General features: G+C 73.7%; 13 protein-coding genes and 2 pseudogenes. 5 read left to right on the top strand and 10 right to left on the bottom strand.

Annotation, left to right across the window (positions count from 1 at the left end; translation table 11 throughout):
* The first annotated feature begins 125 nt into the window (after positions 1 to 125).
* Positions 126 to 1,373 carry a cytochrome P450 gene (locus F6X68_RS24165; protein ID WP_151456430.1) on the top strand — a complete coding sequence of 416 codons (1,248 nt, stop codon included), beginning with the start codon at positions 126 to 128 and terminating at the stop codon, positions 1,371 to 1,373.
* A 56-nt stretch (positions 1,374 to 1,429) separates the two neighbouring features.
* Here F6X68_RS24165 and F6X68_RS24160 read toward each other — a convergent pair whose 3' ends face one another.
* The gene (locus tag F6X68_RS24160; protein ID WP_151456429.1) at positions 1,430 to 2,602 is read right to left on the bottom strand and encodes a zinc-dependent alcohol dehydrogenase; all 1,173 of its coding nucleotides are present in this window, start codon (positions 2,600 to 2,602) and stop codon (positions 1,430 to 1,432) included.
* Positions 2,599 to 3,234 carry a cyclase gene (locus F6X68_RS24155; RefSeq protein ID WP_151456428.1) on the bottom strand — a complete coding sequence of 212 codons (636 nt, stop codon included), beginning with the start codon at positions 3,232 to 3,234 and terminating at the stop codon, positions 2,599 to 2,601. Before F6X68_RS24155 ends, F6X68_RS24160 begins: the two co-directional genes overlap by 4 nt.
* A 144-nt stretch (positions 3,235 to 3,378) precedes the next feature.
* Here F6X68_RS24155 and F6X68_RS24150 point away from each other — a divergent pair, with 144 nt between their 5' ends.
* Both F6X68_RS24150 and F6X68_RS24145 read left to right on the top strand, forming a co-directional pair.
* Positions 3,379 to 4,116 carry a class I SAM-dependent methyltransferase gene (locus F6X68_RS24150; RefSeq protein ID WP_151456427.1) on the top strand — a complete coding sequence of 246 codons (738 nt, stop codon included), beginning with the start codon at positions 3,379 to 3,381 and terminating at the stop codon, positions 4,114 to 4,116.
* On the top strand, positions 4,113 to 5,162 hold the full coding sequence (locus F6X68_RS24145; protein WP_151456426.1) for a glycosyltransferase family 2 protein: 1,050 nt from the start codon (positions 4,113 to 4,115) through the stop codon (positions 5,160 to 5,162). The genes F6X68_RS24150 and F6X68_RS24145 overlap by 4 nt, the downstream gene beginning before the upstream one ends.
* A 106-nt stretch (positions 5,163 to 5,268) precedes the next feature.
* Here the strand turns inward: F6X68_RS24145 and F6X68_RS24140 are convergent, their stop codons facing one another.
* From F6X68_RS24140 to F6X68_RS24130, 3 genes are read right to left on the bottom strand one after another with little or no spacing between them, the layout of a single operon-like run.
* Complete coding sequence (locus F6X68_RS24140) at positions 5,269 to 5,952, bottom strand: DUF3618 domain-containing protein (RefSeq protein WP_151456425.1); 684 nt, start codon at positions 5,950 to 5,952, stop codon at positions 5,269 to 5,271.
* On the bottom strand, positions 5,949 to 6,401 hold the full coding sequence (locus F6X68_RS24135) for a phage holin family protein (protein WP_151456424.1): 453 nt from the start codon (positions 6,399 to 6,401) through the stop codon (positions 5,949 to 5,951). The genes F6X68_RS24140 and F6X68_RS24135 overlap by 4 nt, the downstream gene beginning before the upstream one ends.
* Before the next feature lie 31 nt (positions 6,402 to 6,432).
* Positions 6,433 to 7,212 carry a hypothetical protein gene (locus tag F6X68_RS24130; protein ID WP_151456423.1) on the bottom strand — a complete coding sequence of 260 codons (780 nt, stop codon included), beginning with the start codon at positions 7,210 to 7,212 and terminating at the stop codon, positions 6,433 to 6,435.
* Between the two features lie 260 nt (positions 7,213 to 7,472).
* Between F6X68_RS24130 and F6X68_RS24125 the strand changes: the two genes are divergently transcribed.
* Positions 7,473 to 7,952 (top strand): DUF4383 domain-containing protein, encoded by a 480-nt coding sequence (locus F6X68_RS24125; protein WP_151456422.1) that lies wholly within the window; start codon positions 7,473 to 7,475, stop codon positions 7,950 to 7,952.
* Between the two features lie 77 nt (positions 7,953 to 8,029).
* Positions 8,030 to 8,689, top strand: a complete 660-nt coding sequence (locus tag F6X68_RS24120) for a DUF6766 family protein (protein ID WP_151456421.1) — start codon at positions 8,030 to 8,032, stop codon at positions 8,687 to 8,689.
* Positions 8,690 to 8,702: 13 nt separating this feature from the next.
* Here F6X68_RS24120 and F6X68_RS24115 read toward each other — a convergent pair whose 3' ends face one another.
* The 5 genes and pseudogenes from F6X68_RS24115 to F6X68_RS33645 form a co-directional block, all read right to left on the bottom strand.
* Positions 8,703 to 9,152 carry a GNAT family N-acetyltransferase gene (locus F6X68_RS24115; RefSeq protein WP_132240444.1) on the bottom strand — a complete coding sequence of 150 codons (450 nt, stop codon included), beginning with the start codon at positions 9,150 to 9,152 and terminating at the stop codon, positions 8,703 to 8,705.
* A 250-nt stretch (positions 9,153 to 9,402) separates the two neighbouring features.
* Positions 9,403 to 10,845, bottom strand: a pseudogene (obgE, locus tag F6X68_RS24110) (GTPase ObgE); the annotation flags it as partial.
* A 91-nt stretch (positions 10,846 to 10,936) separates the two neighbouring features.
* A complete protein-coding gene (rpmA, locus tag F6X68_RS24105) occupies positions 10,937 to 11,191 on the bottom strand; it encodes a 50S ribosomal protein L27 (protein WP_013288010.1) in 255 nt (84 codons plus the stop codon).
* A gap of 11 nt (positions 11,192 to 11,202) precedes the next feature.
* A complete protein-coding gene (gene rplU, locus F6X68_RS24100) occupies positions 11,203 to 11,517 on the bottom strand; it encodes a 50S ribosomal protein L21 (protein WP_088975625.1) in 315 nt (104 codons plus the stop codon).
* Between the two features lie 166 nt (positions 11,518 to 11,683).
* Positions 11,684 to 11,995 (bottom strand): annotated as a pseudogene (locus tag F6X68_RS33645) (hypothetical protein); the annotation flags it as partial.

Genomic DNA, 11,995 nt, shown 5'->3' with positions numbered 1-11,995 from the left:
ACCCGCCGCCCGCCCCGCGCCGCGGCCGACCCGGCGGCGGGGTTCAGGCACGCCGGCCCGGGTAGACGCAGAGGTACGGACAGGACCCGGCCGGCAACGGCCGCCACCTTCGGTCAGGAGGCCCGATGGCGACCATCCCGACGGAGCGCAGCCCGGACAGCTCGGTGGCGTTCCTGCGCGACGGCTACCGCTTCGTCGGCCGACGCTGCGACCGCCACGGCACCGACATCTTCCAGGCCCGGCTGCTGCTGGAGCCCACCATCTGCCTGCGCGGCCGGGCGGCGGCGGAGCTCTTCTACGACACCGAGCGCTTCGTCCGGGCGGGCGCCATGCCGAAGCGGGCGCAGCGCACCCTCACCGGCCGAGGCGGTGTGCAGGGCCTCGACGGGGCGGACCACGCCGACCGCAAGGCCATGTTCATGTCGATCATGACGCCGGCCGCGGTCCGGCAGCTCGCGCAGCTCTTCGACGACGAGTGGCGGGCCCGCGTCCCGTCCTGGGAGTCGGGCGAGCCGGTGGTGCTCTACGACGAGGTCGGCCGGATGCTGACCCGCGCGGTCTGCGCCTGGGCCGGCGTGCCGCTCGCGAACTCCGAGGTGGACCGGCGTACCGCCGAGCTGCACGCGATGATCGAGGGGCCGGCGGCGCTCGGCCCCCAGCACTGGCGTGGCCTGTGGGGCCGCCGCCGGGGCGAACGCTGGATCGGCCGGATCGTCGACCGGCAGCGCGCCGGCACGCTCCCCGCCCCCGAGGGCAGCGCGCTGCGGGTGGTCGCCGAGCACCGCGACGCCCACGGGCGGCTGCTCCCCCGCCGGATCGCGGCCGTCGAGCTGCTCAACGTGCTGCGGCCCACGGTCGCCGTCGACCGCTTCATCGTCTTCGCCGCGCTGGCCCTGCACGACCACCCGGCCTGGCGGGAACGGGTCCGGGAGAGCGACGAGGCCGCCGAGAGCTTCGTGCAGGAGGTACGCCGCTACTACCCCTTCTTCCCCGTGGCCGCCGCCCGGGTCCGGCGCTCGTTCGACTGGCAGGGCTACCACTTCCCGCGCGGCCGGCGGGTGCTGCTCGACCTGTACGGCACCAACCACCACCCGGCGCTCTGGCCGGAGCCGGAGCGGTTCCGGCCGGAGCGCTTCACCGGTTGGCGGGGCGACCCGTTCGCCCTCGTGCCGCAGGGCGGCGGCGAGCACCTGACCGGTCACCGCTGCGCCGGGGAGTGGATCACGATCGAGCTGATGAAGCGGGCGGTGACGAACCTGACCACGACGATGCGGTACGACGTGCCACCGCAGGACCTGGCGTTGAGCCTGCACCGGATGCCGGCGCTGCCGCCGAGCGGGTTCCTGGTCACCAACGTCCGCCGCACGGCCTGAACACGACACCGCCCCGGGGACCTCGACGGCCCCGGGGCGGTGCGGTCGCGACGGGCTCAGGCCGGGTGCAGGACGCTGCGCAGGCAGCCGTCCTCCTTCTTCTCGAACGTCTCGTAGCCCCGCGCGCCCTGCTCCAGCGACATCGGGTGGGTGGCCAGGTAACCGGGATCGATCTCGCCGGCCGCGATCCGGTCCAGCAGCATCGGGATGTAGCGCTGGGCGTGCATCTGCCCCATCCGCAGCACCAGCGCCTTGTTCATCGCCGCGCCGAGCGGGAACTTGTCCACCAGGCCGGCGTAGACGCCGACGATGCTCACCGTGCCGCCCTTGCGGCAGGCCATGATCGCCTGCCGGACCGACGTGGGGCGGTCGGTCTGCAGCCGGGCCGTCTGCTTCGCCCTGTCGTACGCGTACACCGGCCCGACGTCGTGCGACTCCATGCCGACGGCCTCGATGCACGCGTCCGGCCCCCGGCCGGCGGTCATCTCCCGCAGCGCCTCCAGCACGTCGGTCTCGGCGTAGTTGACCGTCTCCACGCCGAGCCGGTCGGCGGCGGTGGCGAGCCGCTCCGGCAGCCGGTCGATCACGATCACCCGCTCGGCGCCGAGGAGCTGGGCGGAGCGGGCCGCCATCTGGCCGACCCCGCCGGCGCCCCAGACCGCGACCACCTCGCCGCCCTTCAGCGCGCAGAAGTCGGCGGCCATCCAGCCGGTGGGCATGGCGTCGGAGGCGAACACCACCGAGTCGTCGGGCACCCCGTCGGGCACCTGGAACGCCCCGATGTCGCCGAAGGGCACGCGGACGTACTCGGCGTGGCTGCCGGAGTAGCCACCGGCGGCGTGCGAGTAGCCGAGGATGCCGGCCGGCGAGTGGCCCCAGAGCTTCTCGGTGAAGACCGGCTGCGGGTTGGAGTTGTCGCAGAGCGAGTACTGCTCGGTGCGGCAGTACCAGCAGCCGCCGCAGGCCACCACCGAGCCGACCACGACGCGGTCGCCGACGCGCAGCCGCCGTACGCCGGGACCGGTCTCCACGACCTCGCCCATGAACTCGTGGCCGAGGACGTCGCCCTCCCGCATCGCCGGCAGGAAGCCGTTGATCAGGTGCAGGTCGGAGCCGCACACGCTGCTGGCGCCGACCTTGACGATGATGTCGCCCTCGGCGCGGATCCGCGGCTCCGGCACGTCGCGCACGGCCAGCTTGCCGACGCCTTCCCAGCAGAGCGCCCTCATGCCCGCCCTCCCGTCCTCAGCCTCTCCCGCACCTTGTCTGTCGCCTTCTCCTGGGCCGGGCCGCGCCCGGACGGGTCCCGCCGGGTGTCGATGACCTGGCCGCACTCGACCAGCGCCTTCACCCGGCGCAGCGCGTCCCGCAGGGCCTGGTCCGGGTCGTCGCCGCCGAGGAGTCCGAACGCCCGGCGCAGCGGCCCGGAGCGCCACCGCAGCTCGGCGCGGACCTCCGTGCCCCGGTCCTGGGGCGCCGGCGTCAGGTGGACCGTGCCCTCCTGCTCCGGCCCGTCGATGACCCGCCAGCGCAGCCGCCCGGGTCCCTCGACGGTGATCTCCGCCCGCCACTCGGTGCCCCCGCCGGCCGGGTCCCGCGCCACGCAGCGCCACCGGTCGTCGTCGAGCCGCTCCAGGGTCGCCCACCCGGCCAGCGCCCGGTCCATCCGCTCCCGGTCGGTCCAGAAGCCGATGACCGCCGCCGCCGGCCGGTCGATCGTCACCCCGCGCCGCACCACGTACCAGCCGTCGCGGCGCTCGGGCTGGTGCCGGCGTCGTCGACGGGCCACCGCCCGGCCGACGCCGACCACGGTCACGGTGGTGGCGCCGAGCAGCGCCCACCTCGTTCCGTTGCTGGTCATCTCGTCTCCTCCACCCGGGTGCCCGGGAATCGACCACCCGCACCAGTTGCGCTACCCGGGACCGCCCCACCGAAACGACGTGCCGGTTTGCCCGGTCGATAACCGGGCACCTGCTGCGGGCACCCACCGCCACCGGGAGGCACCGTGTCCTTCGACGCCAGCGAGTACGGCCGGCACGCCGCGGACGTCTACGACGAGACGTACGCGCACCTGGCACCGGACGCGGCGGTGGAGCGGCTCGCCGCGCTCGCCGACGGCGGCCCGGTGTGCGAGTTCGGCATCGGCACCGGCCGGCTCGCCCTGCCGCTGGCCGCCCGGGGACTGACCGTCGCCGGTGTCGAGGGCTCCCCGGAGATGGCCGCCGGGCTGCGCGCCAAGCCCGGCGGGGACGCGGTCGAGGTGGCCGTCGGCGACTTCGCCGAGACCCGGGTGCCCGGCGAGTTCGCCCTGGTGGTGCTCGCGTTCAACACGATCTTCGCGCTGCCGGACCAGGCCGCCCAGGTGGCCTGCTTCCGCAACGCCGCCGCCCACCTGCGCCCCGGCGGCCGGTTCGTCGTCGAGGCGTGGGTGCCCGACCCGGGCGCCTTCCGCGCCGGCGGCGCGCTGCGGCCGGTGCGGGTGGCGGAGGACGTGGTGCTGCTGGAGGCGGCCCTGCTGCACCCCGCCGAGCAGCGGATGACCACCACGAAGGTCCGGATCGGCAACGACGGGGTGCGCCTGCTGCCCGCCAACCACCGCTACGCCTGGCCGGCGGAGCTTGACCTGATGGCCCAACTGGGCGGGCTGCGCCGCGAGCATCGGTGGGAGGACTGGAGCGGCCGGCCGTTCACCGACCACAGCCGCGAGCACGTCTCCGTCTACCGCCGCCCGGAGCAGGCGTGAGCGCCCCGGCCCGCCCGGCCGGTGCCGCTCCCGGCGGCGACGGCCGCGGCACCGGCGCGCCGACGGCCGGGAGCGCCGGCGAGCGTCGGCTTCCCCTGGCGTACGTGCTGCCGCTGCGCTGGACCGACGACGCCGGGCTGGCCGAACTGACCGCCTACCTGCGGCGGCTGAGCGCCCGGGTCGACGTGACGGTGGTCGACGGGTCGCCGGCGGAACTGTTCGCCCGGCACGCGGAGGCCTGGCGCGGCCTGGTCCGGCACCTGCGGCCGGATCCCGCCCTGCGCGGCGTCAACGGCAAGGTGACCGGGGTGCTCACCGGCGTCGGCGCGGCCCGGCACGAGCACGTGGTGATCGCCGACGACGACGTCCGGTACGACGAGGCGGGGCTGCTCGCCGTGCACCGGCTGCTCGACCGGGTGGACCTGGTCCGGCCGCAGAACTACTTCGACCCGCTGCCCTGGCACGCGTGGTGGGACACGGGGCGCACCCTGCTCAACCGGGCGCTCGGCGCCGACTACCCCGGCACCCTGGCGGTACGCCGGAGCACCTTCCTCACCATGGGCGGGTACGACCCGGACGTGCTCTTCGAGAACCTGGAGCTGATCCGCACCGTGCGCGCGTACGGGGGGACCGAGGCGGCACCCGCCTGGCTGCACGTACGCCGGCTGCCGCCGGACACCGCCCACTTCCTGGGCCAACGGGTCCGCCAGGCGTACGACGACCTGGCCCAGCCGGCCCGCCTGGTCACCTCGCTCGCGGTCCTGCCGGCGCTGGCCGTGGCGGTCGCGACCCGGCGGCCGAGGCTGCTGCTCGGGGCGGCCGTGACCACGGTGGCGCTCGCCGAGGCGGGCCGGCGCCGGGGCGGGGGCGCCGCGGTCTTCCCGCCGGCCACCGCCCTGGCGGCCCCGCTCTGGTTGCTGGAGCGCGGCGTGTGCGGCTGGCTCGCCGTCGGCCGGCGCCTGCTCCTCGGCGGGGTCCGCTACGCGGGCGGCCGGGTGCGTCGCGCCGCCCACTTCGAACGCACCCTCCGCCGCCACCTGCGCTGACTTCCCGCACCCTCACCCGCCCGGGACGCACACGACAGCTCGCGGCCACTGCCCGGACGGTGCTCCGGGAGTGGCCGCGAGCTACGGTGTACGGTGATCGGGCTGGTCAGTACCGCACCTGTTCGCGGGAGTGCTGCGCCTGGTCCTTCACGTCGTGCGCGGCCGAACGGGTGTCGTCCTTGACGGCGTGCACCGCGTCCTGGGCGGTGGAGCGCACCGACTGGGTGGCGTGCTGCGCCGGCTCGCGCAGCTCCTCCTTCAGCTCGTTGGCGACCTCGCCCAGCTTCTCCTTCACCACCCCGGCGTGCTCGCCGGCCTTCTCCTTGACCTGCGACGCCACCTGCTGCTCGCGGCGGGTCGACGGGATCAGCGAGGAGGCGAGCCAGCCGACGCCGAAGGCGATCAGGCCGGCGGCCAGCGGGTTGCCCTCGGACTTCTGCCGGATCACGTGCGGCGCCCGCTGCGCGGCGTCGCTGACCGTCGAGGCCGCCGAGTGTGCCTTGTCGCTGACCGTCGAGGCGGCCGAGTGGGCCTTGTCACTCACGGTCGATGCTGCCGAGGAGGCATGGTCGCCCACCGCGTGGGCGCCGTGCTTGGTGCTGTGACCCAGGTCGGAAGCGCTTCCCATCACCTTGTCCCTCACATTCTGCAGTGCGTTGCGGGCCCGCTGCTTGCGGTCGTCGACGATGCGGGCGGGGCTGACCTTGTACGCCAGCGCGTCCACGTCGGAACTCAGGTTGTTCCGGGTGGCTTCGATCTCCCGGCGGATCTGGTCCGGGTCGGTGCTCATCGGGCGACCTCCTGCGGGTGGGGCTTGAGCGCGTCGGGGATCCGCTGCACGCTGTCGTTGGTCTGCTTGAGGCCGCGGATGTGCTCGGCGCTCTTCTTGGCCTTGGTGTAGAGGACCGCGGCGATCGCGCCCCAGATGACGGCCACGATCAGGGCCGCCCAGCCGGCGTCCATCACGTTGGACAGCCCGGCCCAGAGGGCCAGCGACAGGAAGAGGGCCACCATGTAGCCGCCGAAGCCGGCGCCGCCGAAGAAGCCGGCGGTCTTGCCCGCCTTCTTGCCCTCCTGGCGGATCTCGGCCTTGGCCAGCTCGACCTCCTGCCGCATCAGGGTCGACAGGTCGCTGGTGACCTGGCGCATCAGCTCACCGATCGAGCTGCCCCTGACCTCGTCCGCGTCGTGGGGGTGGTAGCCGGAGTCCAGCCCCGCCCCCTGCGTCGGCATGCTCATGCCGCCGCCTCCCTTCGGGTGATTCCTGGGCTCACGGACGGGTGGTCCCGGTCGACGGCACGCCCGGCAGCGGGTCGGTCTGGCTCACCGGCGGCAGCGGCTGGCCGACGCCACCGGCGGGGTCGGCGTAGCTGGTGGTGGTCTGCGGGTCGGCGTACGCGCCCGGGGTCGGGTCGAGGTAGCCGCCCGGCGGTACGGCGTCCGGCACCGCACGCGGGGCCGGCGGGGTCGGGATGACCGCGGTCTGCTCCGGGTCGTAGCCGGCGCCCGAGCCGTACGCGGGGTAGCCGTTGCCACCCTGGCCGTCGCCGGCGGCCGAGATGTTCTTGGTCAGCCGGCCGGCGAGCACACCCAGCACGGCGGCGCCGACCAGGAAGGTGCCCGGGTTGCGACGCGCGTAGTCGCGCACCTCGGCGATGAGGTCGCCGGGCTCGCGCTGCTCCAGCCAGCCGGCCACGCCGTGCACCCGGTCGGCGGCCTGGCGGGCGATCTCGCTCACCGGGCCGGCCTGGCCGCCCTGCTCGGCCATCGAGCGCATCTCGTCGGCCAGCGAACGGAGCCCGCCGGCGGCACGCCGCTGCTGGTCGCCGGCCTGGCTGGCGAGCTGGCTGCGGGCCTCGCCGTAGAGGTTGCGCGCCTGGAGCTTCGCCTCGCCGACGACCTCCCGGCCCTGCTCCTTGGCCGTCCCGGCGACGGCGCCACCGGCGTGCTTGGCCTCCGAGCCGACCTGACGGGCCTGCTCGCGGACGCCGCTGCCGTTGCTCGACTCCTGCCCGTACGTGGAAGTCGTGGGTGACAGATCGTAGGTCATGATTTCCCTTCCGCTCGGAAAGTCTCCGCGGGTGTGTGCTGGGGGGGATGCGTCGGCCGTTACTGCCGTCGCACCTCTTGACCTACCCTGCGTTGCCGGTTCCATACCTCCTTCGTGACTTTCCCTGCGGGCCGCCGCCGGAGCGCTACAAAATGGAGGATCGGCGGATCGCGTGTCGTCCTTGTCACGCACAGTGTCCGACGCTCCCCCGCCGCCGGCGCCGCGGGCAGGGCGTTCCGCAGGTCCACGGAGGTGAATCGATGGCACGACATGCACGCGGCGGCCCGGCGGGCCCGAAGCCGAAGGTGCAGCTCGCCGCCGTGGCCGCGGCCGGGGTCTTCACCCTGATCGGAGTGCTCGGGTTCATCCCCGGCATCACCATCAACTACGCCGACATGACGTTCGCCGGCCACCACTCCGAGGCCCGGCTGCTCGGCCTGTTCCAGGTGTCGATCCTGCACAACGCGCTGCACCTGGGCTTCGGACTGGCCGGTCTGCTGCTGGCCCGCAGCGTCGCCGGGGCCCGGGTCTTCCTCGCCGGCGGCGGCGCCCTCTACCTCGGCCTGTGGCTGTACGGCTTCGCGATCGACCGGGAGAGCGCGGCGAACTTCATCCCGGTCAACGACGCCGACAACTGGCTGCACCTGGTCCTCGGCTTCGGCATGCTCGCCTTCGGGCTGCTGCTCTCCAACCAGGTGGGCACGGGCACCCGGGCCGACGACCCCTTCGACCGCCCCTGACCCGCGCCGCGTGGCGGCGTTTGCCCGCCGCGCCCTCCGGGCACGGAGGTCGGAGGCCGTCGACGAGGAGGGGCGTCATGCCGAGGTGGTTGCGTGACAACGCGCTGACCGTGGCGATGTTCGGCGCTTTTCTCGTCTTCCTGGTGTTGCAGAGCGTGTTCGGTTGGCAGACGTACAACCAGGAGCTGGCCGAGTTCGGGGCCGCGCCAACCAGCTGGCCGGCGTACCTGGGCACCGGGCACTTCATGGAGTCGGTCTTCGAGAACTGGGAGTCGGAGTTCCTCCAGATGGGCGGCTACGTCCTGCTCACCGCCTACCTGGTGCAGCGCGGGTCGGCGGAGTCCAAGCCGGTGGGACAGACCGACCGGCCCGAGGACGACGAGCGGCGGGCCACCCCGGACTCCCCCTGGCCCGTACGCGCCGGCGGGCTGCCCCTGGTGGTCTACCGCAACAGCCTCTCCATCGCGCTGCTGCTGATCTTCGCCGGCTCGTTCGTCGGCCACCTGCTCGGCGGGACCGCCGACTACAACCAGCAGCAGGCGCTGCAGAGCGGTGCGCCGCCGATCGGCGTGTGGGAGTTCCTCGGCACGAGCGACTTCTGGTTCCAGTCGATGCAGAACTGGCAGAGCGAGTTCCTCGCCGTCGGCACGCTGATCGTGCTGAGCATCTTCCTGCGTCAGCACGCGTCGCCGGAGTCGAAGCCGGTCACCGCCGTACACGCGCACACCGGCGACTGACCGCCCGGCCCCGTCAGGCCGGCACGCGCAGCCGCTTGGCGAAGCACACGCTGTACGGGTTGCCGACGTACTCGCCGTAGACCGGGATCGGCTCGTACCCGCTGGAGGTGTAGAGCCCGATCGCGGCCGGCAGGTACGTGCCGGTCTCCAGGCGGAGCACCGCGTACCCCTGCTGGAAGGCCAACTCCTCCAGCGCGGTCAGCAACTGCCGGGCGATGCCCCGCCCCCGGTGGGCCGGGCGGACGTACATCCGCTTCACCTCGCCGGTGCCGGCGTCGAGCGCCTGGATCCCGCCGCAGGCGACCGCCCGCCCGTCGGCGACCACCACCAGGTAGCGGATGTCGTCGTGGGTGACGGTCGCCTGGCCGTCCAGCCCGCCGTCGGCCGCCCGCAGCTCGCGCTGCTGGGCGGTGACCAGGGCGTCGATCTCCGCATCGGTGGCGGGGCGCGACTCGATCAGCATCAGGCCACGCTAGGCGGCGGGGATTTCGGGCAGGTTTCCGGCAATCGACCCGCGCACGGAGCGCGACGAGCCATTCGGCGTCGCCCGCCTGGGCGGGCTATTCGGCGTCGCCCGCCTGGGCGGGCTGTTCGGCGTCGCCCGCCGCCGCGATGCGGGACGGGCCGGGCCCCTGGGAGGCACCGGGCCCGTCGGACGGGTCAGCCTCCCGGACCGGCCCGGCGTCGCCGAAGCCGTCCGCCGGGGCGACGTCGTCGGAGACGTCGGCGTCGGTGCCCTCGACGTCGTCCTCCGGGCGCTGCCGGCGGGCCTTGCGGGCCGCCAGCCGCTCCGCGGCGGACGCCCGGGTGGACTTCTCCTCCAGCCGGACGTCGGTGCCCCGGTTGCCGGGGATGAAGTCGGCCCCGGCGTAGAGGGTCGGCTGCCAGTCGAACTCCCGCTCGCCGATCCGGACCAGGTCGCCCGGTTCCGCGCCGGCCTTGCCCAGCTTCTCCTCGACACCCAGGCGGGCCAGCCGGTCGGCCAGGTAGCCGACGGCCTCGTCGTTGTCGAAGTTCGTCTGCCGCACCCACCGCTCGGGACGGACACCGTGCACGACCCAGGCGCCGTCCGGCGCGGCCTCGATGGTGAAGCCGGCGTCGTCGACCGCCCGGGGGCGGATCACGATCCGGGTCGCCTCGGCCGGCGGCGCGGCCTTGCGTCCCTGCTCCACCAGCTCCGCCATGGCGTACATGAGCTCCTTGAGCCCCTCCCGGGTCGCCGCGGAGACCTCGAACACCCGGAAACCGCGCTCCTCCAGGTCGGGGCGGACGATCTCGGCGAGGTCCCGGCCGTCGGGCACGTCGACCTTGTTGAGCGCCACCAGCCGGGGACGGTCGGCCAGGCCGCCGTACTCGGTCAGCTCGGCCTCGATGGTGTCGATGTCGGCGACCGGGTCCCGGCCGGGCTCCAGGGTGGCGGTGTCGATGACGTGCACCAGCACCGCGCAGCGCTCGATGTGCCGCAGGAACTCCAGGCCGAGGCCCTTGCCGGCGGCCGCCCCGGGGATCAGGCCGGGCACGTCGGCGACGGTGAAGGTGTGGTTGTCCAGCCGGACCACGCCCAGGTTGGGCACCAGGGTGGTGAAGGGGTAGTCGGCGATCTTCGGCTTGGCGGCGGAGATCACCGAGATCAGCGACGACTTGCCGGCCGACGGGAAGCCCACCAGCCCGACGTCGGCGACGCTCTTGAGCTCCAGCACCGCGTCGAGCTGCTCGCCGGGCTCGCCCAGCTCGGCGAAGCCGGGGGCCTTGCGCCGGGCGTTGGCCAGCGACGCGTTGCCCCGGCCGCCGCGCCCGCCCCGGGCCACCTCGAAGGTCGTGCCGGTGCCGACCATGTCGGCCAGGACCGTGCCGTCGGGGGCCTGCACCACGGTGCCGTTCGGCACCTTGAGCACAAGGTTGCGGCCGTTCGCGCCGTCCCGGTTCGACCCGGCGCCACCCTTGCCGTTCTCGGCCTTCACGTGCGGGCGGAAGTGGAAGTCCAGCAGTGTCGTCACCTGCGGGTCGACCACCAGGGACACGCTGCCGCCGTGCCCGCCGTTGCCGCCGTCGGGGCCGCCGAACGGCTTGAACTTCTCCCGGTGGATCGAGACACAACCGTGCCCACCATCGCCGGCCTGCAGGTGCAGGACGACCCGGTCAACGAACGTCGCCACGGGCGTCAATCCTTCCAGCGAGGGTCACGCCCCGCACGAAAAAAGCGAAGCGGGCCGGGACACGAGGTCCGCGGCCCGCAACGCCTTCGAACTACTGCTGCGGCACGATGCTGACGGTCTTGCGACCGCGCTTGGTGCCGAACTGGACCGAACCGGCGGCCAGCGCGAAGAGCGTGTCGTCTCCGCCGCGGCCGACCAGGTCACCGGGGTGGAACTTGGTGCCACGCTGACGGATGAGGATCTCACCCGCGCTGACGACCTGACCACCGAAGCGCTTCACGCCGAGCCGCTGCGCCGCGGAGTCACGGCCGTTGCGCGAGCTGGACGCACCCTTTTTGTGAGCCATCTGAGGACGACCTACTTCCCGCTGGAGATGCCGGTCACCTTGACCTGGGTCAACGGCTGGCGGTGACCCTGGCGCTTGTGGTAGCCGGTCTTGTTCTTGAACTTGTGGATCCGGATCTTCGGGCCCTTGGTGTGCGCGGCGATCTCGCCGGACACCGCGACCTTGGCAAGCTTCGCCGCGTCGGTCACCAGGTCGTCACCGTCGACGAGGAGCACCGCGGTGAGCTTCACCGCGTCGCCGGGGGCACCGACGAGCTTCTCGACCTCGATCACGTCGCCCTCGGCGACCTTGTACTGCTTGCCGCCGGTCTTGACGATCGCGTACATCGGAGGCGGACTCCCTGTCGTTGAGGCTGCTGGCGGGTGTTCCCGCGGCGGCTCGCCGGGTAGCAGAGGCACGGCGGCGCGGGCACGCGAGAACTCGGTACACCAAAGTGCACCGCCGGCCAGCGTACGCCATCGGAGGGCCCACACCCAAACCGGGCCCCGCCGGTCAGCGGGCGCAGAGCTGGTCGAGGCGCTGCCGGAGCCGGTCGAGCCCGGTCTCGTCGATCGAGTCGACGTCGGTGCCCAGCGTGCCGACCTCCGCCGCCATGTCCGCGAGGAGGGTCTTGAGCTGGGCGTCCTCGGCCCGGGTCGACTCGCGCCGCAGCGTGCTGCGCCAGTCGGTCAGCGCGGTGGAGATGCGGTCCCGGGCGGTCCGGGCCGCCGCGGCGTCGTCCGACCCGACCGCCGCGACCATCTTGCCGAGCTCCTCGACGTACGTCCGTACGGCCGTCTCGCCGGCCCGCTGTGCCGCGGCACA

Source organism: Micromonospora sp. AMSO12t (genome assembly GCF_008806585.1).
GTDB lineage: Bacteria > Actinomycetota > Actinomycetes > Mycobacteriales > Micromonosporaceae > Micromonospora > Micromonospora reichwaldensis.
The sequence above is the reverse complement of the archived record's forward strand: the minus strand, read 5'-3'. Positions and strand labels throughout refer to the sequence as shown.

What these genes read in the sequence shown, in the direction of transcription:
- rplU (WP_088975625.1), bottom strand. Translation starts at nt 11,517, where the DNA reads ATGTACGCGATCGTCAAGACCGGCGGCAAGCAGTACAAGGTCGCCGAG.
- F6X68_RS24160 (WP_151456429.1), bottom strand. Translation starts at nt 2,602, where the DNA reads ATGAGGGCGCTCTGCTGGGAAGGCGTCGGCAAGCTGGCCGTGCGCGAC.
- rpmA (WP_013288010.1), bottom strand. Translation starts at nt 11,191, where the DNA reads ATGGCTCACAAAAAGGGTGCGTCCAGCTCGCGCAACGGCCGTGACTCC.
- F6X68_RS24120 (WP_151456421.1), top strand. Translation starts at nt 8,030, where the DNA reads ATGCCGAGGTGGTTGCGTGACAACGCGCTGACCGTGGCGATGTTCGGC.
- F6X68_RS24140 (WP_151456425.1), bottom strand. Translation starts at nt 5,952, where the DNA reads ATGAGCACCGACCCGGACCAGATCCGCCGGGAGATCGAAGCCACCCGG.
- F6X68_RS24135 (WP_151456424.1), bottom strand. Translation starts at nt 6,401, where the DNA reads ATGAGCATGCCGACGCAGGGGGCGGGGCTGGACTCCGGCTACCACCCC.
- F6X68_RS24130 (WP_151456423.1), bottom strand. Translation starts at nt 7,212, where the DNA reads ATGACCTACGATCTGTCACCCACGACTTCCACGTACGGGCAGGAGTCG.
- F6X68_RS24165 (WP_151456430.1), top strand. Translation starts at nt 126, where the DNA reads ATGGCGACCATCCCGACGGAGCGCAGCCCGGACAGCTCGGTGGCGTTC.
- F6X68_RS24125 (WP_151456422.1), top strand. Translation starts at nt 7,473, where the DNA reads ATGGCACGACATGCACGCGGCGGCCCGGCGGGCCCGAAGCCGAAGGTG.
- F6X68_RS24155 (WP_151456428.1), bottom strand. Translation starts at nt 3,234, where the DNA reads ATGACCAGCAACGGAACGAGGTGGGCGCTGCTCGGCGCCACCACCGTG.
- F6X68_RS24115 (WP_132240444.1), bottom strand. Translation starts at nt 9,152, where the DNA reads ATGCTGATCGAGTCGCGCCCCGCCACCGATGCGGAGATCGACGCCCTG.